The sequence below is a fragment of the Bacillus testis genome (assembly GCF_001243895.1).
GTDB classification, from domain to species: Bacteria; Bacillota; Bacilli; order Bacillales; family DSM-1321; genus Bacillus_AD; species Bacillus_AD testis.
The window spans coordinates 3193057-3218970 of sequence record NZ_LN851186.1; the positions used below are offsets into that span (position 1 = coordinate 3193057).

At 42.4% G+C, this 25914-nt stretch carries 24 protein-coding genes; 7 read left to right on the forward strand and 17 right to left on the reverse strand.

Annotated features, from left to right (window positions below; genetic code table 11):
• Window positions 1-138: 138 nt before the first annotated feature.
• A complete protein-coding gene (locus BN1765_RS15820) occupies window positions 139-453 on the forward strand; it encodes a hypothetical protein (RefSeq protein ID WP_050616046.1) in 315 nt (104 codons plus the stop codon).
• An 88-nt stretch (window positions 454-541) separates the two neighbouring features.
• On the opposite strand, the gene BN1765_RS15825 is transcribed toward BN1765_RS15820, so the two are convergent.
• The 8 genes from BN1765_RS15825 to sppA form a co-directional block, all read right to left on the reverse strand.
• A complete protein-coding gene (locus BN1765_RS15825; protein WP_050616047.1) occupies window positions 542-1378 on the reverse strand; it encodes an EcsC family protein in 837 nt (278 codons plus the stop codon).
• Between the two features lie 138 nt (window positions 1379-1516).
• Window positions 1517-2737, reverse strand: coding sequence for an acetate kinase (locus BN1765_RS15830; RefSeq protein ID WP_050616048.1), 1221 nt, complete (start codon window positions 2735-2737; stop codon window positions 1517-1519).
• A gap of 369 nt (window positions 2738-3106) precedes the next feature.
• Complete coding sequence (locus tag BN1765_RS15835) at window positions 3107-4099, reverse strand: class I SAM-dependent methyltransferase (RefSeq protein ID WP_050616049.1); 993 nt, start codon at window positions 4097-4099, stop codon at window positions 3107-3109.
• Window positions 4100-4310: 211 nt separating this feature from the next.
• Window positions 4311-4811 (reverse strand): thiol peroxidase, encoded by a 501-nt coding sequence (tpx, locus tag BN1765_RS15840; RefSeq protein ID WP_050616050.1) that lies wholly within the window; start codon window positions 4809-4811, stop codon window positions 4311-4313.
• Between the two features lie 107 nt (window positions 4812-4918).
• Entirely contained in the window at window positions 4919-5368 is a 450-nt protein-coding gene (ytfJ, locus tag BN1765_RS15845) for a GerW family sporulation protein (protein WP_050616051.1), read from the reverse strand.
• Window positions 5369-5382: 14 nt separating this feature from the next.
• On the reverse strand, window positions 5383-6051 hold the full coding sequence (locus BN1765_RS15850) for a DUF2953 domain-containing protein (protein WP_050616052.1): 669 nt from the start codon (window positions 6049-6051) through the stop codon (window positions 5383-5385).
• 95 nt (window positions 6052-6146) lie between these two features.
• On the reverse strand, window positions 6147-6746 hold the full coding sequence (locus BN1765_RS15855; protein ID WP_069203042.1) for an RDD family protein: 600 nt from the start codon (window positions 6744-6746) through the stop codon (window positions 6147-6149).
• A gap of 12 nt (window positions 6747-6758) precedes the next feature.
• Window positions 6759-7778: a signal peptide peptidase SppA gene (sppA, locus tag BN1765_RS15860; RefSeq protein ID WP_050616053.1), complete on the reverse strand. Its 1020-nt coding sequence runs from the start codon at window positions 7776-7778 to the stop codon at window positions 6759-6761.
• A gap of 188 nt (window positions 7779-7966) precedes the next feature.
• Between sppA and BN1765_RS15865 the strand changes: the two genes are divergently transcribed.
• The 3 genes from BN1765_RS15865 to BN1765_RS15875 all read left to right on the forward strand — a co-directional run bounded on the left by BN1765_RS15865 (window position 7967) and on the right by BN1765_RS15875 (window position 11388).
• Window positions 7967-8767: an NAD kinase gene (locus BN1765_RS15865; RefSeq protein WP_050616054.1), complete on the forward strand. Its 801-nt coding sequence runs from the start codon at window positions 7967-7969 to the stop codon at window positions 8765-8767.
• 128 nt (window positions 8768-8895) lie between these two features.
• Window positions 8896-10419 (forward strand): Na+/H+ antiporter NhaC family protein, encoded by a 1524-nt coding sequence (locus tag BN1765_RS15870; RefSeq protein ID WP_050616055.1) that lies wholly within the window; start codon window positions 8896-8898, stop codon window positions 10417-10419.
• Window positions 10420-10557: 138 nt separating this feature from the next.
• Window positions 10558-11388: a DUF2785 domain-containing protein gene (locus tag BN1765_RS15875; RefSeq protein WP_050616056.1), complete on the forward strand. Its 831-nt coding sequence runs from the start codon at window positions 10558-10560 to the stop codon at window positions 11386-11388.
• 49 nt (window positions 11389-11437) lie between these two features.
• Here BN1765_RS15875 and BN1765_RS15880 read toward each other — a convergent pair whose 3' ends face one another.
• The 6 genes from BN1765_RS15880 to BN1765_RS15905 form a co-directional block, all read right to left on the reverse strand.
• Window positions 11438-11923: a tetratricopeptide repeat protein gene (locus BN1765_RS15880; RefSeq protein WP_050616057.1), complete on the reverse strand. Its 486-nt coding sequence runs from the start codon at window positions 11921-11923 to the stop codon at window positions 11438-11440.
• A 2-nt stretch (window positions 11924-11925) separates the two neighbouring features.
• The gene (gene rarD, locus BN1765_RS15885) at window positions 11926-12840 is read right to left on the reverse strand and encodes an EamA family transporter RarD (RefSeq protein WP_050616058.1); all 915 of its coding nucleotides are present in this window, start codon (window positions 12838-12840) and stop codon (window positions 11926-11928) included.
• 172 nt (window positions 12841-13012) lie between these two features.
• Window positions 13013-14599, reverse strand: a complete 1587-nt coding sequence (gene mbcS, locus BN1765_RS15890) for an acyl-CoA synthetase MbcS (protein ID WP_050616059.1) — start codon at window positions 14597-14599, stop codon at window positions 13013-13015.
• 284 nt (window positions 14600-14883) lie between these two features.
• On the reverse strand, window positions 14884-15090 hold the full coding sequence (locus BN1765_RS15895; protein WP_050616060.1) for an alpha/beta-type small acid-soluble spore protein: 207 nt from the start codon (window positions 15088-15090) through the stop codon (window positions 14884-14886).
• A gap of 226 nt (window positions 15091-15316) precedes the next feature.
• On the reverse strand, window positions 15317-16531 hold the full coding sequence (gene thiI, locus BN1765_RS15900; RefSeq protein WP_050616061.1) for a tRNA uracil 4-sulfurtransferase ThiI: 1215 nt from the start codon (window positions 16529-16531) through the stop codon (window positions 15317-15319).
• Between the two features lie 5 nt (window positions 16532-16536).
• On the reverse strand, window positions 16537-17679 hold the full coding sequence (locus BN1765_RS15905; protein ID WP_050616062.1) for a cysteine desulfurase family protein: 1143 nt from the start codon (window positions 17677-17679) through the stop codon (window positions 16537-16539).
• Window positions 17680-18030: 351 nt separating this feature from the next.
• Here BN1765_RS15905 and brnQ point away from each other — a divergent pair, with 351 nt between their 5' ends.
• Window positions 18031-19380: a branched-chain amino acid transport system II carrier protein gene (brnQ, locus tag BN1765_RS15910; RefSeq protein ID WP_050616063.1), complete on the forward strand. Its 1350-nt coding sequence runs from the start codon at window positions 18031-18033 to the stop codon at window positions 19378-19380.
• 331 nt (window positions 19381-19711) lie between these two features.
• Here brnQ and ezrA read toward each other — a convergent pair whose 3' ends face one another.
• Complete coding sequence (ezrA, locus tag BN1765_RS15915; RefSeq protein ID WP_050616064.1) at window positions 19712-21412, reverse strand: septation ring formation regulator EzrA; 1701 nt, start codon at window positions 21410-21412, stop codon at window positions 19712-19714.
• A 293-nt stretch (window positions 21413-21705) separates the two neighbouring features.
• Between ezrA and hisJ the strand changes: the two genes are divergently transcribed.
• Window positions 21706-22539 (forward strand): histidinol-phosphatase HisJ, encoded by an 834-nt coding sequence (hisJ, locus tag BN1765_RS15920; protein ID WP_050616065.1) that lies wholly within the window; start codon window positions 21706-21708, stop codon window positions 22537-22539.
• Here hisJ and refZ read toward each other — a convergent pair.
• Window positions 22529-23200, reverse strand: a complete 672-nt coding sequence (gene refZ / locus BN1765_RS15925) for a forespore capture DNA-binding protein RefZ (protein WP_050616066.1) — start codon at window positions 23198-23200, stop codon at window positions 22529-22531. The genes hisJ and refZ overlap by 11 nt on opposite strands.
• A gap of 106 nt (window positions 23201-23306) precedes the next feature.
• Between refZ and BN1765_RS15930 the strand changes: the two genes are divergently transcribed.
• Window positions 23307-23786: a GAF domain-containing protein gene (locus tag BN1765_RS15930; RefSeq protein WP_050616067.1), complete on the forward strand. Its 480-nt coding sequence runs from the start codon at window positions 23307-23309 to the stop codon at window positions 23784-23786.
• Window positions 23787-23823: 37 nt separating this feature from the next.
• Here BN1765_RS15930 and BN1765_RS15935 read toward each other — a convergent pair whose 3' ends face one another.
• Window positions 23824-25683, reverse strand: a complete 1860-nt coding sequence (locus BN1765_RS15935) for a diguanylate cyclase domain-containing protein (RefSeq protein ID WP_050616068.1) — start codon at window positions 25681-25683, stop codon at window positions 23824-23826.
• Window positions 25684-25914: the final 231 nt, after the last annotated feature.

A 25914-nucleotide genomic window follows, 5' to 3' on the forward strand; every position in this document is an offset into this window, starting at 1 on the left:
TTGACATTTCGCAAGGAAAAAATGCCCCATTTTTTAAGTTTTATAAAAATTTAGGCAAATGCAGACTCTTTCATTTATTTATGATCCGCAATATTGTACACTGGTAGCACATATGCACTGGAAAGAGGTGTTCTGGCAATGGCCAGCAGATTCTTTGTATACAATGAAAGACTGGGCATAAGCATACCCAAGAACACGATTGATTGGGAGGGGGTATCCACTGTGGAACAGCAGCAAATTCTATTCCTATGGGAAGAGAACAGAGGAAAGATACCAGACCGCATTAAAGAAATCGAAATGGAAATCAATCGCAAACAAACACTTCTTGACGAAGAAGACGATTTTCCAAATTCATGTATAATAAATTCAGAAATAGCAGATCTGGCTTCTTCCATTAATGAGCTGTGGCTGTGGTACCGTTTTGAGCCCAGCCTGTCTGTTCCGCTAAAATAATCGAAGCTTTCCGCCTTTATGCCAAGCCGCAAAAAGCGGGAGGCTACAATAGCCTCCCGCTTTTACTGAACGCCTTATTGGCGCCCGATTATGCTCCTGCTTTTTCCTTTAAATAACGATACTGATAAAATCGATGGGCAAATTCGCTTACTCTTCTTGTCAATGAATAATTATTGCCCGCTCCGACAACCATAGAAAACAGAGGAAGCCCTTGGACTTTCTTCTTCCTTAAAAGAGAGATTGCCAAGTATTTCATCACCTGCTTTAAAGGCTGCTCCAGCCAGGATATATTTGCCATCTCTTCGTTCCCCTCAAAGAAATAGGCTTCTTCTTCATCCATGATAATCTCTTTCAGCTCATCCAGACCAACCGATTGCAGGCGCATTGGCATTGTCCCACACTGGAATACTTTCAAAGATATCATCATTTCCTTTGGGGTGTTCACTTCATACCCATAGGTCATGGCTATCAGCTGCACAAGGCGCAAATTGATAACAGCAATGGCAGGAAGGTCAGTCGCCATTAAAGCTGCGCCGCCCATTCCGCTAATACCGCCTTGCGCAAAGGAATAGAGCCGGTGCCTTGCAATCTGTTGCTCGGCTATGTACTTTAATTGATCCGCTGATAATGACTTCATATCCTCTAAGTCGATAATCTCTTCCGAAAAAATGCGGGCAGACGATAAAATCCGTTCACGAGCATCCTGTTGGACATGAGAACCTTGAATCATGGCATGCAAATGAAAAAGCATATTATCCACCATCGTAAAGAACTCAGCTTGCTTTTCTTCAGGAATCAAGGAAAAACCGCTTTCCACTGCTTTCTGATATAGCAATTCAAAATCAGAGCTCTCATAACTGTATATCCTCTCTTCCCATTGCCTAATTTCTTCGGCGAGAATTTCCTCACGTTGCACCTTATCCATACGCAATCACTCCACTCTTATATTTAGGGTATTTTTTCCAGTATAACATATACACCCCCATGCATAAAAAGCAGCATGAATCTAAGAAAAGCCTGCAGAGCCGCGCCTTTAGACACAGTTCTGCAAGCCATCGTTCCATTACATATCCGCTTCTTGAAGGGTTGCCGATTCAATTCCTGAAAGACGCATAACATCACGTGCAATCATTACTTCTTCATTGGTTGGGATAACCAATACTTTAACCGGAGAATGAGGATAAGAAATAAATGCTTCTTTTCCACGGACCTGGTTAGAGGATGGATTCCAATACACACCCATGAATTCCAATCCATCAAGCACACGAGCACGGATTACATCACTATTTTCACCAATTCCCGCTGTGAAGATGATTGCATCCACTCCTGACATTCTGGAAGCATAAGAGCCAATGTACTTATGGATCCGGTTTGCAAAGACCTCAAGCGCCAACTCAGCACGATGGTTTCCTTCTTCCGCTTGTTGCTGGATATCACGCAAATCACTTGAAAAGCCTGACACTCCAAGTAGACCGCTTTCTTTATTCAATACTTCAATGACTTCTTCAGCGCTCTTACCTGTCTTTTCCATGATAAACGGAAGCAATGCCGGGTCGATATTCCCTGAACGCGTGCCCATTGTCACACCAGCAAGCGGTGTAAAGCCCATAGATGTATCGATGGATTTACCGCCTTCAATCGCTGCAATACTTGCACCGTTTCCTAAATGGCAAGAAATCAACCGCAATTGCTCAGCTGGTCTGCCTAACATTTTTGCAGCTCTTTCCGCCACATATTTATGGGATGTGCCATGGAAGCCATATTTACGAATTCCATATTGTTTATAATAATCATATGGAAGCGAATATAGATAAGAACTTTCAGGCATCGTTTGATGGAAAGCGGTGTCAAAAACAGCTACTGCGGGGATATCTTTCAGAACTTGCTGGAATGCACGGATTCCTACAAGGTTTGCAGGATTATGAAGAGGTGCCAGATCTGATAGGCTTTCAATTTTTTGCAATACATCGTCATTAATGACAGCTGAATCATCAAATAATTCACCGCCATGTACGACCCGGTGGCCAATTCCTTTAATTTCCTCATAGGATGCAATAATATGATGTTTCAGCAATTTATCAAGCAGCATCTTGACAGCCACTTCATGGTCTTTGATGTCGCCTACTTCTGTCACTTTCTCTTCGTTTACAGATATAGTAAAAATTGAATCTTTTAATCCAATTCTTTCTACAAGGCCTTTTGTAATGACTTTTTCGGAAGGCATTTCAAACAATTGAAATTTAAGGGAAGAACTTCCTGCGTTAATTGCCATAATTTTTGACATTAAGTGCCACTCCTTCGCTTTGTCTTTCTATGCTGTGTTAATAATATCGTTAAACGCTGTAATACTAATTCTTACAGTAACATTTAAGCATTGAATTGTCCTATTTACAAGGCAATTTTTTATGAATAAATAAAGGCATTATTTAGTAAATTATTTCTGTTTCAGTGATTTTATTTGTCGATAGTATAACAGATATCATTTGAAAGACAGCGCCCATTTATACAAAAGGATCTACGGCAATTGGAAAACAGCATGATGTTCCATCCGGCTAAGTATAACAGTTTTTCTTTATACTTCTCGAAATGGACAAAAAAACCCGCTCTGAAAAAAGCACTCAGATGCGGGGTATCGTAGTCGTGTTGTCTTATTTTATTTGTTTTTTTCTTCTCTGAACCATTGATCCATTTGTTTCAGGATAGACTGCATCGCTGGACCGTCAGAAAGTTTGGGAAGCTGCACCAAGAGAGCATTCTTAGGAGCATGCAGGCCCTCTTTTTTCTTTTGAACGATCAATACACTTTTTGCGGCGCCCTCACTTTTGAATAAAGACATCGGCAAAGCCGCCAACCCTTGAATATATGTGTGTTCCTTCAAGTACGCATTCAATAGGGGAGCCTGTTCCGTTTCAAATACCGAATTAGGGACTATAAAGATCCCATATCCCCCCTCTTTCAGATGGGTGACACTTTGTTCGATCAAAAGATGGTGGGCATATGTATGTCCTTCATCTGCTTTGACTTCAAACTCTGCCGCACGCACATCGTCGGGATAATAGCCGACAGGCAAATCGCTCACGACGATGTCCACCGGATCTACGAACAGCGGGCGGATGCTGTCGCCATTATATAATTCCACAGAATACTCAAGGAGGTTCGCTCCGTTATACGCCAGTTTGACCAATAAATCATCGACATCCACGCCAATGCTATGGATATCCTTGTCTTCGAATTGCTGTTGGACGGTCAGCAACAAATTGCCCGTGCCAACTGCAGGGTCCAAAATCCGGAACGATTTTTCGTCTCCTATGCATTTGCGCACCAGATAGGATACAAACAAGCCGATAGTGTCCGGGGTCATTTGATGGTTTGGCTGTGTATTCTGCTTCATCCCCTTAAGGATCGCCAATTGATAGGCCTTGCGGATTGTTTCTTTATTAAATTGCAGGAAATTGCCTGCATCATATTGGTTCAGTAATCTTCTTTTTGTGGTTTCGCTGATTTCTGGTTGGAGCACCTGATCATGAAAAATATTCTCTGCTGTTTCAGCGATTGCTTCTAAATACGTACACTTGCATTCCTTTTCGATTTCCTGAGCTGTTTCGTCCAATACCCGGAATGCTTTTTCGATATTATCCAATTTCAAATCTATACAACCTCCGTTCTTCTTATCCACTATTGTAACCAAAGAAACGGAATTACGTAAAGAAGCAACCATCAGGACGGTGGAACCTGTAGGAAAAATGGAAGAAAAAAGCCGATTCTACTGCATGCAAGTGACATACAATAGAATCGGCTTTCTCTAAGAAGATGGAGTCCTTTTACAGGATCCAATCAGGCACTCCGCTGTGGAAGACCTATTGTAATTCTTTTGCTGCTTTAATCGAAGCTTCATAATCCGGATGGTTCGTGCCTTCACTTACATACTCTACGTAAACAACCTTGTTGTTCTGGTCCAATACGAAGACAGAGCGCGCCAAAAGGCGTAATTCTTTCATTACGGTACCGAATGCAGTGCCGAATGATAGGTCTCTATGATCGGATAGCACTTCAACATTTTCGATGCCTTCCGCTGCACACCAGCGCTTCTGGGCAAATGGCAAATCACAGCTAATTGTTAGGATTTTAACATTTGGAATCTTGCTTGCCTCTTCATTGAATGTACGTGTTTGAGCTGCACATACTCCTGTATCAATGGAAGGAACAACGCTAATAATTTTCACTTTGTCACCATAATCGGATAATTTCACTTCGGATAAATCGTTGCGAAGGACTGTAAAATCAGGTGCAGTTTGTCCAACTTTTACTTCTTCCCCAATTAATGTGACTGGTTCGTTTTTAAATGTTACCTTAGCCATGTTCATTCTCCCCTCTATTTTTCAACATATGTATAGTGTTATCATATGTTTTTTATTCTTTTTTATCAATCAATTACATTTACCACGCCGCCTGAATTTTAAACATTCTATTCTAGGTCATGCTTCGGTCCTTTGTGGGTTCCGCTTTCCTGGCTCTCTTTTTTTGAAAGCATAGCCTGTATCTTTTCTACCGCAGCAGGTGCAACGTCAAGTAAACGTTCTACTAAATGTGTATTTTGATCAAGATGAAGCATTTGGACGCCTTTATTGTTCACGATCAAAAAAGCGATAGGGGTAATGGAAACTCCACCCCCGCTGCCTCCGCCGAACGGCAACTTTTTCTCTCCTTGCTGCTGGCCTCCGGATCCCCCGGTGGAAGATCCTCCGTTGAACTCACTGCCTCCAGCCGCAAATCCAAACCCTACCTTGGATACTGTAATAATCACGCTGCCATCAGGCGTTTCGACAGGATCGCCGATGATGGTATTCACATCGATCATTTCTTTCAAATTTTCCATTGCAGCGCTCATTAAGCCTTGAATCGGATGTTCCGACATGCTGATCCCTCCTGCTATACTGTTTCGTTATTGCCGGCATGTTTCCCACTAACCTTATCTGAATGCTTGATTCGCTGATAGTTGGCTAGCAACTTACAGGCTGTTAAGATAGCATGTCCAACCTTGACTTGAATTATACAATTGAACTCGGTTGCTGTTATGTTGCGGTTAAAGGCAGGCTGTACATGATAATCCGGCTGGCAGGCAACACGGAAAAACCGATGGATCACTGCAAGGACCACAGCTTTGGCACTCCAGGCCACGCCGCTTATTTTTGCTGTCAAGGGGGCATCAATCACACCTACTGCACTGTGCCAATAAAGTTGTCGAATGTTCACCTTTTTAAGAAAACGTGCCACAATAGGTTGTGCGTCCTGCACATGCCGTATGATCATTTTTGTTTCTTCCATCTTTTTCTTAGCCCACTCTAAACTGAATGATGCTCTCTTCTTATTGGCCTTCCCTGTTTTTGCTTTCGTATCGATCGAAGCGTCGGGGACATTAACCTTGATGACCGGTACGTTTATTTTTTTACGAAAAAGACCCGATAATGCTTTAAATCGAATTGTCAGCTGGTCATTATCGCCATTATGGGCATAATGGATTAAGATCGTTACGGAAGACAAGCATATATAGACCGCCAATAAAAGAAGCAAAATGGCTAGAAAAAGAAGAATTTTCATATTCGGTTACATCCTTTCAAGATTCCATTCTAGTCAAGCCCACAAAAAATAAACCTGCCAAAGGCAGGTTTATTCCCAATTATTGATTCCGGACATCAATGTCTCCGCTCTACAATCACAGATGTATCAGCAAACAAATCATGGATGCCCTGCTTCTTCGGCAAAATGCCGACTAGCACATACAACAACCATATTTTTTTGCAAATATATCTGCCGATAATCTCCCTAAAAAAGAGAGAGCTCCACGACAATGTCTCATTTTTAAGCGAAACCACACGTAAACCGAACACCATTTTCCCAAGGGTTTGCTGGAAAAATCGGGTCATAAGCAAAAAATAGAGGAAGAAAACGAGCGCCGATAAAATGGCAAGCGGCGAGAAGAATGAATCATCATACACAGAACCGCCCATCAATCGAATCGTCGGTTTCACCAAAATGCGGACCAGGCTTCCAATCACCAGTAAATCAATCAGGTAGGCCCAAAATCTCATCCAAAAACCAGCATATTGCACGAAAGAGCCTTCATTTTCAATAGCCGCCTCTTTGGCAAATGCCGTTTCTTCCGGATGATCTTTAGAACTGCCGTCCGCATCCCTTTCCTCAACCGGAAAAGACGGTTCCTGTTCAATCCGATTTTCTTCATTCGTTTCTTCGTCCTGTCTGCCATCTGTTATCTCATCTTTTCTTTCAGTCATCTGATTCCCCTCCTATTCTGCATATAAATACATTAGTCTAGGAGAATTTGTATTCGAAACAGCGTCCATTAGATGGGTAAGCTCCTTTTTCTCCCCAAACCATTTTTGGGAAGCCATAGAGAAGAATGAACCCAATCCTGTCGCTTCTGAATACCGAACGACCATTGCATCGTTATTTTTAATTTTTTTCTTCATTGCATCTGTTGCATCCTGAAGATAGCCGAAATCATCAATCAAGCCGATTTCTTTAGCCTGCCGCCCACTATATATGCGCCCATCCGCAATTTTTTTGACTTCGGCTTCAGTCATCCCCCGCCCGTCAGCAATCACTTTTACAAATTGGTCATATGAGCTATTAAGCATGTCTTGAAGAATATTTTTTTCTTCTTTCGTCATTTCTCTAGTCGGCGACATGATGTCCTTATACGGACCGCTCTTGATCGTTACTGTTTTGATTCCAAGCTTTTTGGCTAATTCTTCGTAATTATATCCTTGCATGATTACCCCAAGAGACCCAGTCATTGTTTCCGGGCTTGCAAAGATCTTGTCCGCCGGAGCTGATATGTAATAACCGCCTGAAGCTGCAGTTGCACCCATCGATACATAAATAGGCTTCTTGCTTTCTTTTTTCACTTGTTTGATTTTATCGTATACCTCTGCGCTTTCAACAACTCCGCCGCCCGGGGAATTCACTCGGATGACTGCGCCGGCTATATCGGGATCTTCATTCACCATATCCAGCTGCTTCAGAAAACTTTTATGATTATATCCATCTCCATTGAAGATTGCAGAGGTTGAAGTAGAGTCCTGGATGACGCCTTCAACGTCCAATACCGCAATTTTTTGAGTGCTGTCCCCGTCTTCAATGATGTCTTCATTCATAGAGTCGTCACTCAATGACAGCATTTTAGAGAAAGAATTCACATTTTCATCGTCATCACTGATGAATAGTGATGTGATTCCATTGAAAAATAGTGAAAACAAAAATAATACCGCGGCAATTCCTAATGCCGCCCACCTTTTTCCGCTCATTCTTTTTTGTCCTCCTTCTTTTTAATAGCTTGTATCATTTACATACTTACAGATATACCACTAACACAGCAAAAATATGTTCCTATATTAAATAATACTAACAAACTTTCAAAAAGCTTCAACCAAATGTTAATATATAGAAGGATGGAAATTTTGCAAAAAGTTGGATAAAAACAGGGAGTGACAGTATGGCAAATCGACGAAACGTTTATTTTTACCATCATAATGACCCTAAAATAGTAGAAATGATGAAACCAGTGAATGACCTGGCATCGTCCTACGGATTTACAATTGTCAAAGAGAGCAAAGACGCCAACATCATTGTTTCGATTGGGGAAGACGGTACATTTCTTCAGGGAGTCCGTAAGACAGGCTTCAGAGATGATTGCTTATATGCAGGGATTTCGGCATCAGGCACATTAAATATGTATTGTGATTTTTCAATGTCCAACCAAGATAAAATGATTGAAGCTATTACGAATGAACAAATAGAAGTTCGCAAATATCCAACGATAAAAGTTTCATTGGATGGCCAGCCTTCTTTTCATTGCCTGAATGAAATCAGCATTCGCTCCTCTATTATCAAGACATTTGTCCTAGATGTATGGATTGATGGTTTTCATTTTGAGACTTTCCGGGGTGACGGCATGGTGATTTCCACTCCAACAGGAAGCACTGCCTACAGCAAATCGATGAGCGGGGCTGTAGTGGATCCTATATTGCCATGCTATCAGGTTAGTGAATTGGCCTCCTTGAATAATAATACATACCGTACACTAGGCTCCCCGTTTATTTTAAGCGGCGAACGGAAGCTTTCCCTCCGCATCAGCGATTCCAGCAATTCCTATCCGATCATCGGCATGGACAACGAAGCATTAAGTATCGCCAACGTTGAAAAAATTGACATTTCTTTAAGCGACCACGTTATAAAAACGGTTAAATTAAAAGACAATTCTTTTTGGGAAAAAGTAAAGCGAACCTTCCTATAAGTGAACCGCTATTAAGAAAAATCCATCTCTTCTCTCAAGACGGATTTTTCTTCCATTTATTATTGTTCACCTTTTCACTTACTTTCTTACATGCTATACTAAAATTTTGTTTAGGAGGTGTAAGAAGGTTGGATTCCATTATTAGTATCATCCCGCCAATCGTGATTATCACGCTTGTTATCATGACTCGAAAAATCGTCCTTTCCCTAGGGGCCGGTATTTTATTAAGCGCCATTTTAATCGAACAAGGCCATCTTCTTAAAAGTATTGAAAATGTGTTACTGGCTGTCATCCATGTCTTTTATAGCGACGGCACATGGAACAACGGTAACCTCTATGTCCTTTCTTTCCTTCTCTTGCTCGGTATCCTGACAGCGGTCATCAGCACGCTTGGAGGAAACCGGGCATTCGGAATGTGGATCGGCAAAAAAATACATACGAAACGCGGGGCACAGCTGATGACTGCAACCTGCGGCATTAGCTTATTCCCAGATGATGTGTTCAATATGTTTGTAACCAGCCAGGTCGCAGGGCCTGTTATCGACCATGCAAAAGTGCCGAGGACAAAGCTTGCCTACATTATCCATTCAACATCGGACCCTACCTGTGTCCTTTGTCCCCTATCAAGCTGGGGCGCTTATATTATCGCTATCCTGACCACTATTTTTGCGAGCCTGCAACTGGGTGAAAATCCATTAATGGCATTTATGATCATTGCCACTACTAATTTTTATGCTATATCAACCCTGCTTTTTGTCTTTTCATCAGCAGCTTTCGATATCAATATCGGAAGAATGAAGCAACAAACCAAGCAGCTGCCAACGGATCATATCAAGTCCAATCCGAACGGAAGCATCTGGGAGCTCGTTATTCCGATTGCCCTGTTGGCTGGAGGAGCCATCTCTTCAATGATAGTGACCGGTTACAGAAATAGTGAGACCCCTAGCATCGTAAGTATTTTTGCGAATAGCGAAGTCAGTTTTTCACTTGTGACAGGAGCAGTCATTGCCGTTCTGGCTTCTTTCGCCTTTTATGCACGTCAGCTGAAAAAACAGCAACAGAATATCAAGCAGCTGCCTTCCACCTTAAAAAAAGGGATGAAAACGACGCTGCCTGCAGTTGAAATTCTTTTGTACGCATGGGTATTATCCGACTTTATCGGTCAATTAGGAACCGGAAACTTCCTTGCTGGCCTTATGGAAGAAATCACCCTGCCTACCGCATTCTTGCCGTTCCTGCTCTTCTTATTAACTGGCGCCATGGCATTCGCCACAGGCACCTCATGGGGAACCTTTGCAGTGATGCTGCCCATTGCTGCTCAGATTGCCCAAGCAAGCGATCCAGGAATGATGTTCTATATGATGAGCGCCGTCCTATCCGGTTCCCTTTTTGGCGACCATTGTTCCCCTGTATCCGATACAACCACAGTTGCATCTGCAGCAGCCGGCTGTACACAAATTGAACATGTTGCCACTCAATTGCCTTATGCACTCATTTGTGCAGGGATCACAGCTTGTTCATTCCTTCTATTAGGATTGACGCAGCTTAAATCTATTCCTTATGTATTCATAGTGGTCATCATTTCCTGTCTCATTTTTTATTTCCGGAACAGGAAAAAACCGATTGAAGAAACAACTGCAAACATAGCCTAAAATCGATATAAGAAAAGGGAAGCGCCCAAATGTGCTTCCCTTTTCATTTACTTGAAATCATCTTTAAAGACAAGGTTTTCTCATTATCATGCCGAATATTTATCTTACTGACAATTTAACATTCAAAGGGGCATAAAAATGGATAACAACCTTTTTAAGAAAACATTAGAGAAAATTTTGCAGGATGAAAAAAGCTGGCATACACTTGATCAATCACAGATTCTTTCCTATATGATGAATGAAATCGGGTCTCCCGACAGCGAATTGAGAGACAAACTAATCTATCGTGTTTTTTGCCAATTAATCCTTAATAACCATCTATCCGAAGAAATGCTCATTTCTCTTTTACAGGAAAGCCTTAGTGATCATAAATTATTATACGGTTTGGGCGGTAATGGAGACGATTCCGTCTTCACCCGTTCTTTTAGCTCTTTATTGATTGCGCTTATTTTATATATGGATAGGAAGCATCTTTTTTTGCCGTCTGCCCTGTTGAATCATGTTCAAGATACTCTGATTCAGTATTTGGAAGGAGAAAAAGATGTCCGTGGATATGTAGAAAACAAAGGATGGGCGCATAGCATCGCACATGCTGCCGACGCTTTTAATGAAATGGTATTACATCCTTCTTGCAATCGCACTCGGTATCCAGAGATGGCCAAGAGCCTTTTTCACGCCTTCTTTATCCAACATTCGCTATTTCAACATGACGAAGAGCTAAGAATTGCACTTCCCCTTGTGAACATGCTGGAAAGGGGCCTTCAGCCCGATGTACTCCTTATGTTGACAAGCAGCATACCTGAACAATTGAAGCACAAAGAACCCGTATTACCTCCCAATCAATACTGGCATTTACACGGAAACGGAAAATCTCTGTTGTATACTTTACACTTCAATTGTTCAAGGAACCAAGATAAGCACAATTGCCTGCAGTCTCTTTCAAAAAGCCTGGAAGCTTTCATTGGATAAAATATCTATTTCATCCATAGAAAAAGCCCATGGAAGGTCTCCACGGGCTTTATTGCCATATCCTATCCAACTGGCTACTGTACAGGTTTATGGCTCTTTCATATCTTTTTATCTCATCGTGGTTTGATAAGGCAATAATCTGTTGAAGAAGTATATACATGGATTCCTGATGCCTGCCTGTATTATAAAGAGCCAAGCTGTAGAACACATTCAAAGCAGGATCGTCTGGAAAAGAACATAATCCTTTTTCAAAAGTCTCAATCGCTTTTTTATATCGGCCAAGAGTACGATAGGTACTGCCCAAGCCAACATAAGCTCCTTTTAAATCTGCCGGTTTAAGACCTAAGTGAATCGCTTTTTCATAATAAGGGACTGCTTCCTTCTCCTTGCCCAACACATCAAAACTCCAGGCGCAATGATAATGTGTTTCTCCATCTTTTTTATGGATTTCAGCTAACTTCATCAGCAATTCGTTGGCTTGTCGATGCATCCCCTTCTCCCGGAGCCTTACCGCTTCTTCTAACTCAACGTACATCCTTAAGCTCCTTTCTGGATACGATGTTCATTGCGCGATTTGAACTTTACTTGCGAGAACGAATAAAGCAGGAGCGCACTCCAAATAAAGATAAAAGCGACCAAATGAATCTTAGTGAATGCTTCGTGGTACATCCATACTCCGACCAACAAGGAAATAGTTGGCGCTATATACTGCAGAAAGCCCATCATCGATAGCGGAACACGCTTAGCTCCCATAGCAAACAGCAATAATGGCAAAGCAGTAGCAATTCCGCCTCCCATCATCAGCCACGCATTACTGCCGGTAAAAAAACCTGAATCTCCTTTTACAAAAACATAAAGACAATAGATGAGTGCGAACGGCGCAACCATCATTGTTTCCAATGTTAGCCCGATTGCTGCCTCTGCATTGATCAACTTCTTCGCCAATCCGTACATGCCAAAGGTCAGAGCAAGAGCGATACTGATCCAAGGAAAGCTACCCAGGTAAACCGTTAGAATAATCACTCCTAACGCAGCCAAAAAGACAGAAACGACCTGAGCCTTGCTAAGCTTTTCCTTCAGGACCGTCACCCCCAGAACGATGCTCACAAGCGGGTTTATATAGTAGCCAAGGCTTGTATCGAGAATTCTGCCGGCATTGACTGCCCAAATAAAGATGCCCCAATTCGCACTCACAAAAACAGAGGCCGCAAACAGGGACCAAAACTTCTTCTTATTATGTATGATTTCTTTTAGATATTGCAGGAAGCCATTCCATTGGCGTATGGAGAAGAGAAGCGCCACCATAAAAACGAATGACCATACGATTCGATGGGCCAGTATCTCCCCTGCACCTACACCGTCGAGCAATTTCCAGTATATCGGAATAAATCCCCACATGACATAGGATAGAGCTCCGTAAACAATCCCTTCTTTTTCTTTTTGTCTGTTCATATTTTCCCTTCTAACTGATTGAATTTTCACCTATCATATCATAATAAATGGGGACGGGAAATTTTCCCGTCCCTATCCTTCCCTTATATTTATTTGTGCTTTGTGACTGGTATTATGACTGTCTTTAAAATGGGGTGACAGCAAAGAAGATAAAACAACTGATTGGTCACCTTCAATGTTTTATTATATTTTCCTCTTTTTGGCGAAGCTCAATTCTTCTGATTTTCCCGGAAGTTGTTTTTGGCAGTTCGTCGATAAACTCGATGGAGCGGGGATATTTGTAAGGGGCCGTCAATGTTTTTACATGCTGCTGCAATTCAGCCACAAGTTCAGCTGTCGGCACGGCCTCGGGATCCCCTAAGACGACATACGCTTTAACCACATGGCCGCGCACTTCATCGGGACTTGCCACCACTGCGCATTCTTTGACTGCAGGGTGTCTGACAAGGGCATCCTCCACTTCAAACGGACCAATTGTATAGCCTGAAGAAATGATGATATCATCGCCTCTGCCTTCGAACCAAAAATAGCCTTCTTCGTCTTTCTTTGCTTTATCCCCCGTAATGTAATAATCGCCGCGGAACTGCATGGACGTCCTTTCAGGGTCATTCAGATATTCCTTAAAAAGTGCTGGAGTATCTTTGTGCACCGCGATATCCCCCACTTCTCCAATCGCGCATATCTCTCCATTTTCATCGACTACTTCTACTATATTGCCCGGCGTCGGCTTGCCCATCGAGCCTGGTTTAACCTTCATCCCTTTCGTTACGCCGAGCAGTAAGGTATTCTCTGTTTGCCCATATCCGTCACGGACCGTTATATTAAAATGTCTCCGGAAAGTATCAATGACTTCCTGGTTTAGCGGTTCTCCTGCTGAAACCGCGCTATGCAAATGTTCTAGGTTATAGGCGCCCAAGTTTTGCACCTTAGCCATCAAACGGTATTCGGTCGGGGTACAGCACAGCACATTGATTTGATATTTTTCCAATAATGACAAGAAGATTTCAGGCTCGAACCTTCCGTTATAGACAAATCCGGTTGCTCCCATTCCCAATACTGACAGAAACGGGCTCCAAATCCACTTTTGCCATCCAGGTGCTGCTGTCGCCCATACAAGGTCTCCTTCCGATATTCCCAGCCAATTTTCAGCAGCAGTATGCAAATGCGCATATGCCCAGCCGTGTGTATGTACAACGCCTTTTGGATTGCCGGTTGTGCCTGAAGTATAAGCCAAAAACGCTGTATCATCCCTGCTGGTATCCTCTGCTTTAAAAACCGCGCTCTCTTCTCCCATACAGTCAGGCAGATATCGCCAGCCATCAACTCTGGCATCTCCTAGGCTGTATTTCAATAGAGATTCCGCCTCCGGAATGCAATCAAATTCCTTTGTAAATTGTTCATAACAAACAACAGCCTTAACGTTTCCATGGTTAATCCGATATTGAAGGTCTTTGGCCTTTAGCATTTCGGAACTCGGGATGACAACCATCCCCGCTTTTAATGCTGCCAGATAGACTTCATATGCTTCCACTAAACGCGGAATAACCACCAATATTGCATCTCCTTTCTTCAAGTTATCCTTTTTGTAAACGTTTGCAATTTGATTTGCTGCATCCAGAAGTTCTTTGTATGTACGCTCTTTTATATGCCCGCTTTCATCTTGCCACTTAAGCGCAAGCTTCCCCGGTATATGTGCATGCTTTTCCATTTCGCTTGTAAGATTATATTGGAATGGCGCTATTAACTCTTCACGTTTCATGGTTATTCCCCCTCATCTGGTATTACCTTCCATTATACTAAATTATCTAAATTTTTCATCATTTTGTTTTTTTCCATTCTTACTGGCGCTCAAACTCCCATACGGAAATGAAGACAAAAAAATATAAGCGGTAGATCAAACACCAGAAAATACCCGATTGGTTCAACTAATAATCGGTGGCGAATAATTAAACCCCTGCCGATCAACATTTCACTTCGATCCTTTTGCTCATTCCAAAAAGAGAGCAGGCGGATTGCCTGCTCTCTTGTAGCCATTGTATTTAATTATTTTTGGTAACCGCCCAATTGTTGTTCAGCCATTTGAACTAGACGTTTAGTAATTTCTCCACCAACTGATCCGTTAGCGCGAGAAGTAGCATCCGGTCCAAGTTGCACGCCGAATTCTGTAGCGATTTCGTATTTCATTGAGTCAAGTGCGCCTTGTACTCCCGGTACTAGCAATTGGTTTGAGCTGCTGTTGTTGTTTGCCATGTGTTTTCACCTCCTTTGTGATAATAGATTGTGTAAAAACACATGGCATTATTCTGCGGGAGCATTGGTAATTCTTCACATGTTCCGACGCCCGGAAATCAGCTTCTTTAAAATCCGCATCTTTTTCTTTTATCCCTTTCTAATCGGCGTTAAGCTCCCACTACAACACTGGTGAAGACAAAAAAATTGTAAGTGGGCGATCAAACCCCAGTGAGAATCCGATTGATTATAGCAAATCGTCCATCTCACTGTTTTCGATCGTTTTGCCTGGCTTGACATGGATTGTTTCTGTATGATTCACAGCCGCTTCAATAAGCTCGTCAAATTCAATAAAACTTTCATAATAATTCACTTTCTCGCGGCGAGGCATCGTTTTTGGATTGGCAGGCGTAAACACCGTACAGCAATCCTCATATGGTCTATTTGAAATTTCCAGCGTCCCTAATTCTTCCGCCTGCTTGATGATTTCTAATTTATCAGCTGTGATAAGCGGGCGGATAATCGGCGTTGTTGTCACTTCATTGATTGCATTCATGCTATGCAATGTCTGGCTCGCCACCTGGCCCAGGCTTTCTCCTGTAATAATAGCAAGCGCCCCTTGTTTTTCGGCAATGGCATCCGCTATCCGCAGCATTAGCCGGCGCGTAGTGGTCATTGAGTAATTTTCCGGAATTTGCTGCTGTATTTTCTTTTGAATATCAGTAAACGGCACGACATGCACCATCATATGGCCGCACGAATAAGAAAGGACTTCAGCAAGATCCAAAACCTTTTGCTTGGAGCGTTCGCTTGTAAAAGGAGGGCTGTAAAAATGAATGCATTCTACCTCTATGCCCCTTTTCATTGTCAGGTATCCGGCTACAGGGCTGTCGATGCCGCCCGATAGCATCAGCATCGCCTTTCCGCTTGAATTAAGGGGCAACCCGCCTGCGCCCTGTATAATTTCGCCAGTCAGGTAAGCCGCTTCTTTTCTGATTTCAACAACCAGGTTCAGGTCCGGCTTCTTCACATCAACTGAAAGCTGCTGATTATGCCAAAGAATATGGCCGCCTACTGCACGGTTAATATCGTTTGTTTCCAAAGGGAAGGATTTATCCGCCCTTTTAGTCGTCACTTTGAAAGTAGAAATTGGTTTTTCCAGACCGGCTATATAATCCAAGCCGGCTTGTTTAATGGCATCAATCTCCTTCTCGACTACTACCACGGGAGAAAAAGATTGGATACCGAAGATTTTTTTCAAACGGTCCGCTACCTCTCTATAGTCGGCTCCATTTAACAGGATGTACATGCGGTCTCTGGTCGCTTCAATCTCGAGCATGTCGAATCGTTTATCTTTCAAGGCATATTTAATGCTTCTTTTTAATTTAGCAACAAAGGCGCGGCGATTCTTGCCTTTAGTCGATAATTCGCCGTAACGGATTAATATTTGATCAAATTTCATTCTTGTTACCTCATAACTTCTTGTAATTTTTCAAGTATATCCTTTAAAGAACGGATGAACGTCTCAGCCTGTTGGATTGTGTTGTCATAAGACAGTGATACACGGATTGAACTGGCTGCCAACGCTTCATCCCCCGTCATCATCAAGATTGTATCGCTTACCGCTTTTTTCTTTGACGAGCAAGCACTGGTTGTAGATACATAAATTTCTTTTTCTTCTAAAGCATGCACTAATACTTCAGATTTCACACCAGGAACGGAAAAGTTAAGAATATGCGGCGCAGCCAAATGGGCAGGAGTATTGACAACCACTCCTTCCAAACGATTTAAGCCTTCGCGCAAGTATTGTTGGATTTGGCTCATTTTTGCCAAATCGGATGCCATTCGCTCGGTTGATAAACGCAATGCCTTTGCCAAAGAGACAGCACCAGCAACATTTTCCGTGCCGCTCCGAACCCGGCGCTCCTGGCTGCCTCCGGAAAATAAAGGGCTCAAGGCAATGCCTTCCCTGATATAAAGGATTCCTGTTCCTTTTAAACCATGGAATTTATGGCCGGACATGCTGCACAGGTCTATGCCAGCCTTTTTGAAATCCAAGGGGACTTTCGTAATCCCTTGTACATTATCAACATGAAATAGCGCCTTCGGAAATCGCTTCAATTCCGTGCCTATTTCTTCAATTGGCTGTATAGAACCGACTTCATTGTTCACGTGCATGATCGACACGAGGATTGTATCATCCCGAAGAGCTCCGACGACATCCTCCGCACTCACTCTTCCTTCTGGGCCGACAGGGATGATCGTCAATTCGAACCCTTCATCGCGCAGTTGTTTGCAAGCTTCTTTTACCGAGGCATGTTCCACCCCTGATATCACTATATGTTTACCCCTCTGTTTGAACGCAAGAGCTGTACCTTTAATGCTTATATTATTGCCCTCCGTTCCTCCAGAAGTAAAATAGATCTCCTGCTCCTCTACCTTCAAAATGGAAGCAATTTGTTTTCTTGCCATACTCATCAATTTTTCCGCTGATGCCCCTATTCCATGAAGGGAAGAGGGATTGCCGAAGAATTTGGTAGAAGATTGCGTAAAGGAATCAATGACTTCTTTATAAGGAAGCGTGGTCGCACTATTATCAAAATATATCATGTAAGACACCATCCAATTTGTATGCTTATGCAACTCTTAATTTTAACACAATTGCCATAAAAAGATAAACAGTCTTTAATTACCAAATATAAATGTGAAAAAAGTTTTTGCAAAATATTAATTCCCTGTGTAAAATCTATAAATGTACTTGTAATAACAGAAATGATTTTATAGTCTAAATTATTATACTAGATTAAATTGTTTGAAAAATTAAATATTTACAGCGGGTTTTATCCAAACTATTTCTAGGCAACAGAAACCCTGACACCGATTACCATTGTATTAAAAAGTAGCTAATTACAATGACTCGGCCTTAAGCCGCACTGGTTAGCAGAAATGGAGGACATTTATATGAATAAAGAATTTTCAACAAAGCAAATATTTGCGATCGGGCTGATGCTCTTCGCTCTTTTCCTTGGAGCCGGCAATATTATTTTTCCGCCATTCCTTGGCCAACAAGCAGGTACAAATATTTGGATGGCTGTTGCAGGATTTCTTGTTACAGGAGTCGGCCTTCCTTTATTGGCGGTTATTGCAGTCGGTAAGGCGGGCAATCTTCAAACAATGGCAAGCCGCGTACATCCTGTTTTCGGAATCGTCTTCACAATCGTTATTTATATGGCAATCGGCCCTTTCTTCGGTATTCCTAGAACGGCCACTGTCACATATGAAATCGGAATCCTGCCTTTCTTGAATGAATCAATGGCAAAATCACCTATCCCATTAATTCTGTTATCGATTGTCTTTTTCGCTGTAACAGCATGGCTGTCTATGAATCCGACAAAATTAGTCGATCGGATCGGTAAAATCATTACACCTATCTTATTGATCGTTCTTACCGTTCTGGTTGGGAAAAGCATTTTTTCTCCACTTGGCCCTATTGCTGAACCAAGCGAAGCTTATCTCACCAATTCATTCTTCAATGGATTTACTGAAGGTTATTTAACAATGGATACAATTGGCGGCCTAGTGTTCGGAATCGTCATCATCTCAGCTATTAAAGGAATCGGAATCACTAAACCGCAGGTAATCACCAAAGCGGTCGGAAGAGCTGGATTAATTGCAGCTGCCGGCCTAGCGATTGTTTACTTAGCATTAACTTATATCGGAGCAACCAGTGCTTCAGAAGTAGGCGTGCTCGACAACGGAGGCGCCATCCTATCGGCATCAACAAAAGTGATGTTCGGATCTTTCGGAAGTATTATTCTCGCTCTGACTATCACACTTGCTTGTTTAACAACTTCTGTTGGGCTGATTTCATCTTGTTCACAATTCTTCGCCCAGCAAATCCCGGCTTTGTCCTATAAAGCTCTTGTTTGTATCTTAGCACTGTTCAGCACAGTGGTTGCTAACTTCGGATTAGCGAAACTGATCTCTATTTCATTGCCTGTATTAAGTTTCATTTATCCACTGGCAATCACATTGATTGTGCTGTCGCTTGTACATCATATTTTCAACGGTCATTCTGCTGTATATCTTGGAGCTATGCTAGCCACAGGTGTTGTAAGCTTAATTGATGTACTTACTGGTTTAGGCATCCATTTGGGCGCCCTGACAGAACTGGTCGGCAGCCTTCCGCTGGCAGCCCAGGGGATTGCTTGGTTGATCCCAGCAATGGCAGGGGCTCTACTTGGATACGGATACACTCTAGCGTTCGGTAAAGTGAAGGAAAGTTCAATGATCGATATCGATTTGGACTAAGAGTTAGGTCGCTTCATCCCCTAGTAAAAACAATCTTGTACAAAACGAGTATAAAACGAACGAAAGGTTTTATACTCGTTTTTTTATTTTTAAAAACGAAAGTGAGAGGAAAGCCTTTTGGGACTGGCCAATAAAAGGAGTACAAATAGCGAACTCGTCAGTTGCCCTTTAAGGATTGGATGGTTTTAACAACCCACTCTATGTAACGGCCTCATATGGGTTGAAGAAAATCTTCATCAATTTAACACAATAGAAAAATGGCTGTAGGATCCCGTATATAAAATACACACACAAAAAGACCTTCCCTGTAAAAGGTAAGGCCTTTTGCTATTTAATCCAGCTCATCGAGATAGGATTTCTGTACTTTAATTTCCTTCAAGCTTCCCGGATCTACTTTTTCCAGGGCAGCTGCCGCTTCTTCCAAAGCTGCGCTGTATTCATACTGCCTGAATTTCGCCTCCGCTTCCTGAAGGGACAAACCGATTGATGGATATTTGCTTCGATAACGGTTCGCATATTGGATCACTTTTTCACTCAATAGCATTTCTTCAATCATATCATGGGAATATTGGACGAATCCCTCAACAGAAGAGTGCGCTTTTTCCATATATATATTGACAGCAGCCATATCCAAAGGCGTTTCCTCTAGCTTATCCGAGACATCGGACAGTGCTTCAACTGCTTCCGCCAATTTTTGTTTATATGCCTCAGGAACCCCTGGGACATTGCTTTTTACCAACCATCTTTTAGCTTGCTTCATGTCTGCATGCAACTTCTTAATTTGGGAGCGCGCCTCAAGCTCATCTTTCCGCAGATCGTGTATGGTCTGGGAATATGCCTTTTGTTCCTTCGTTATCTCTGCGAGTTTCTGTTGAATATCACGCAATTGGTCAGCAAGCAAAGAATAGGCTGTATCGCGCTGATTGATTTTCGCCTGCAGGTATTCCGCTTGCTTAACGATGGACGACAATTGTTTTTCCAGGTTCTTTTGATGCTTAATATCGTTCTCCGATATATGGTAGCTATGCTTGATTGTATTTGTATCCATCTTCAGCTTATCGTTTTCATATGTAGCAATCGATAAATCATCCTTGACTTTCTCGCTTTCACTGGCAACATATTGCCGGGAAACCACTTCATTCTCGAATAAATCGTATAATGTGGAAATACGGCCCTTTAATTCATCAAGCCCGTGTTCAGCTTGTTCCACTTCCGCCATATCCAATAATTCAGCGCACTGGGCCAGCTGTTTCTCCATGCCATCCATTTCTTTAGAAAATTCAATTGCATCCAGGATGTATTCTTTTTCGAGCATTTCTGCAAAGCCGTCCTTCAATTCATTCAATTGGTTCGGCAATACAGTATTCGCTTCTGTCAATAGATCCGGCATTCTATTCATCCGGTCACGGACATCTTTCATACAGGAACGGATCTTTAAGACAAACTCACGCGCCTGGAGGTAGTTTCCGTTTTCAGTCGCTTCTTCATACTGGGAAAACAAAGACAGCGTTTCTTCTAGTGTATGCTCCAGGATGGCCGCTCCTCTTCCGTATTGATGGCGGTGCGCCAGCAATCCTTTTTTAGAAACCCTGTATTCTTCTTTTAATTCCTCGATTTCGACACGGTTGCTTTCCTCGCTGCCTACCAACTCATTAAGCTCGTCGATGATTTGTTGGATGGATGCCTCCACATCCTTCAGTTGTTGTGATATTTTTCGTTGTACTTCCTTCGATTGGCTGAATCGGTATTTGTCGATAAATTCCTCAGCGTCAAACAATAATTCCTCGACATCCGGCAAGCGGACTGTAACGATTTCATCCCATTCGTTACGCCATTTCTCAAACATTTCTTCAGTTTCGCCAGTCATATTTAATTGTTTTACCTTAGAAAGCTCATCGAGTACAGGGCGATTCATAATTTTCAATTTCCATTCTTCTAGCTGATCAACATCTTTATACCGTTTTTTTTTGAAAAAATAACCGACCGCCAAAAAGGCCAGCACCAAAATGATAAAGCCTAAAATATACGCCATTACAAAGCCCCCTGTATCAAACTGAATGTATCTTTTTCTGCATTGTTTTTACCGAAGATAGCGATTCATGGTTATGTTCAATTGTCATCTATTATGTAAGAAAAACGAATAAAATTAAGCATTTATATATTTTTCGGCAAGAACAGGCATAAAATCCTTTTTTCTTCGAAAAAACATCTAAAAATACGCTTTTTATAGCTTTTATGATACCATGTAAACAATATTTTTTAAGTAGTTATTTTGATTTTTCCATAAAATTATATCTAAAAAGCGATAAAAGGAGGTTTTCGACCATGAAGGCTGATGGCCATATCCATTCTCCCTACTGTCCCCACGGAAGCAATGACCCTTTTGTTTCCTATATCGAATGGGGCATCGATCATGGATTGGAAGAAATGACTTTTACGGAACATGCACCGCTCCCCAGACATTTTACAGATCCTACGCCCTTACAGGACAGTGCCATGAAACCGGAGGATTTACAACCTTATATCAAAGAACTGCAAGCATTAAAAAAAGAATACCGGAGCGCCATCAACATACATATCGGTCTGGAATTCGACTTTATTGAGGGTTACGAAAACGAAACAAAAGAATGGATGGACGAAATCGGCCCTTATTTGGATGACAGTATACTTTCTGTCCATTTCCTTAAAAATTCAGACCGGTATTATTGCATGGATTATAGCGAGGAATACTTCCGGACGATGATCGGAGAGTTTGGCTCAGTAGACAATATCTATAACTGCTATTACCAAACGGTAAGCAAATCCCTGTTGGCTGATCTCGGAGCCTATAAACCTGCCAGAGTTGGACATATTACTTTATCCCATAAATTCCAGCTGGTTTATCCCCCCCGGCAATCATTCCGGCAACAGGAGCTGGAACTTATCCGTTTGGCAAAAAAAATGAATTTCTCACTCGACTATAATGGAGCGGGCAGCATGAAACCATTCTGCCAAGAAACGTATCCGCCCCAGCCGCTGGCTGAAGAAGCGCTCAGACTCGGAGTTCCGCTCATTTATGGAAGCGATGCCCATTGTGCAGCCGACCTTGGACAAGGGTACAGCGAACTGGCAGAACGCAGCCAACTATCTAAGCCTACCGATCTATGGATCAAAGAATAGGCATCAGTTTTTTTTGTTGGATGAATGAAGAGACCAGCTGGATGCATTGGTCTTTATACTGCTCCTGGAAATAGGGATCATTAGCTGGAATATACAGCAATTCTGAAGCATATTGGACATTGAAGACCGGCGCATTCAATAGTCCCTTGATCTGCAGAATAAATGTTGGGATATGGACTTTTTGCAAACGCCCTTCAGAAATCCCCCGCTCGATGACATAGCGCAAATAGTAGCTTTCTTTTGCCATATAAGTAGTAAGCACTTCCCGGTTCAAAGTGGTATCAAGCGACATTTCTCTTGTCACAAAGCGTGCGGCCAACAAATGTTCGTTTTGGAAATCCAATAATCCAGCCATGATTGATAATAAGCATTGATCAGGGGCTGCCGAACCGCTTTCCAAGTAATCAAGCTCGGCTTCTATTATTCTAATATATCCTTCCAGATAGTGGATAAAACAATATTCAAGCAATCCGGCTTTATTTTTGAAATAATAAGCTATATTAGCCGGGTTTGTTTGGGCCTTTGCTGCAATGTCCCGGATGGAGGTGCCATCATACCCATTGGCGTGGAATAGCAACAGGGCAGCTTCAATAATTTCATTTTTTGTATTATTCTTATAACGGTTTTTCTTCACACCCATCACCCAACTTTCTTCTTTCAACACTTTATTCGCCTGCGACTGCCTGTTTCCTGCAAAGGAGTTTCGACAGGTGTGCCGGGAAGAAGGGTGATTCGTGTAGAAGCAAAACAAAGAAAGGAATTTAATGATGTTTACAGTCGAAAGTTATCAAGGAACACTTAAAGATAAGTACAATTTAGTCACAAAACAACTGCAATCGCTCATTGAGGGAGAACCGAATAGGATTGCCAATCTCAGCAATGCTGCAGCGCTTCTAAATGTCTTTCTAGAAGATATTAATTGGGTGGGATTTTACCTGTACGAAGAAGGCATGCTTGTTCTTGGGCCATTCCAGGGATTGCCTGCCTGCATACGGATTCCCATGGGAAAAGGCGTTTGCGGAACAGCCGCTCTAGAACGAAAAACAATCCGGGTGGATGATGTTCATCAATTTCCTGGCCACATCGCCTGCGATGCGGCTTCACAATCTGAAATCGTCATTCCACTCATGAAGGACGGAAACTTAGTTGGAGTGCTGGATATCGACAGCCCTTTGAAGAATCGGTTCAGCAAAGAAGAAGAAGCGCTGCTTGAAGCATTTGCCGAAGTTCTCCAAATACATCTGTAAAAGCAAAACAGGAAGCTGAGGCCAGCTTCCTGTTTTATTATGCTTGCAAAATGACCCTGTTTTTGCCTGTATTCTTCGCTTCATACAAAGCTGTGTCAGCACGCTTGAACAAGGCATGCACATGGTCCTTTTGTTGCGAATACCAATAGGAAACCCCACAGGATACAGAGACCATCGGGGAGGTTTCTTTCTCTACCTTTTGGCGAATCCGGTCAGTGATCTTATAACCCGTTTCCAAATTGACCTTTGGAAGATAAATAGCCAATTCTTCGCCGCCCCATCTAGCTGCGATGTCGGTACTCCGGATGCTTGCCATGATGATATTGCTTACCTGCACAAGCACCTCATCGCCTATTTGATGGCCGTAGGTATCATTGATTGTTTTGAAGTTATCGATATCCATCAGGATAAAAACGCCTTGATCTTCTGTTTTCATAGATTCCAAGAGCTTTTCATCCAGATAATTGCGCGAGTAAAGCTGTGTAACATGGTCCATCACTACCATTCGTTCCAATTCCTCACGCAGAATGGAGTTTGTAAAGGCAAGCGTCGAATGGTGGATAAGCGATTGCAGAAGCTTGAACATATCAAATGTAAAATGATAGGTATCACGATGCATGACCACAGCGAACCCCTTAATGCTTCCGCTCTGCACCATCGGCACGGCCATGATTGAACGGAATGCAGCCGGTTCGCCATTTGCCAGCCTCATATCGCCAAGGAACAATGACTCCTTCTCCTGTTCAATCTTTTCTTTGACATAAGAAAGATACTTCAGGCTCCCGGGTTTCGAAAAGAAGTTCGAGCTTCCCGGAACAACCTTCCACTCCTGATCTGATGAATAAAGCACGAATCCGATTTCTTCAGCGTTGAAGGATTTGCTGATCTGCTCCTTCATATAGTTCATCGTTTCGTTAAGGCGCAGATTGGAATTCAGGCGGTGGGAGGTTTCGTTAATCAATTGCAGATCCGCAATCAGCCTCTTGGATTGCTGATATAATTGAGCATTTTCAATTGCGCTGCCCGCTGTGTTGGCAAGCAGGGTAATGAACTCAACTTCGCTTTTCGGAAACATACTCGTCTTTTCCGAAATAACCTGCAATACACCATAGACCCCTTGTTTGCCCTTTAAAGGCGCATAAAAGATTGAACTCTGCTCCGCAAGGCTATCTTCAAACTGGACAGTGCTATTCACGTAAGCTTGCATAGCGGCAATATTCTCGCTGTTATATTCCAAGTCTTTTATCGGAAGCCCTTCATCATGATGATTATCATGGGACATTAATAGATAATACGTAAACTCAGGATATACTTCGCGTAAAGTATGGATGATTTCACCCAGCACATCATTCATATTCATGGATGAGTGGAATTTTTCCGTTACCCGGTATAGTTGCTTATACCTCTTTTCCTGCACGGCCACCCTTGAAAGCCTGCCTATCATCCGCAAAAATCGGCTGCACTCTCTCGAAATCATCTTCAGGCATTCCTCTTCCATATTCAGCAGATCCGTTGTCGGCCCGCCAAAAGCAAGGATGCCCGATACATGTCCATCCTCTCTGAGAGGGATTATGAATTGATACTCGTCCGGCATAGCCAATTGGCTGGCAGGAATACCGTACGCCCCTGTTAAACGTTTGTAATCCCTGGCACTGCAGGAAATGGGCAGAACTGCAGATTTGTCAGGCCCTCCTGCAGACGATTGAACAGGAACCATCTGTATGCGTGTTTCTTGATAGGTGTAATAAACAGCAACGCTTACCCCAAGCCATTTCTGGATATGAGTCAACAATTGCCTAATCGAGTGATTATAGTCAAACGCCTCCTCCCCAGCTTCCAGGCAACTGAAGAATAAGCTCCTTATTTCTGCAAGCTTTTGTTTATTTCTATTTTCCATTTACATCATCCCTATTGTTTGCTCCATAGGCATCTAGCCTTGTTTATCTTTATTCTCTAGCCGAAAAATACGATTCTACAACATCATTCTTTCCTAAATTATACCTTTTTTCCCACATAAAAACTTGTATTTTTTATGTATTTTTTACTTATGGCCGGCCCTATAATGAAAAAAGCAGAATTTCTCTTGCCTTTCATCCTGCTGGCTCTTTGCCTTCAACTTTCTCTGTTG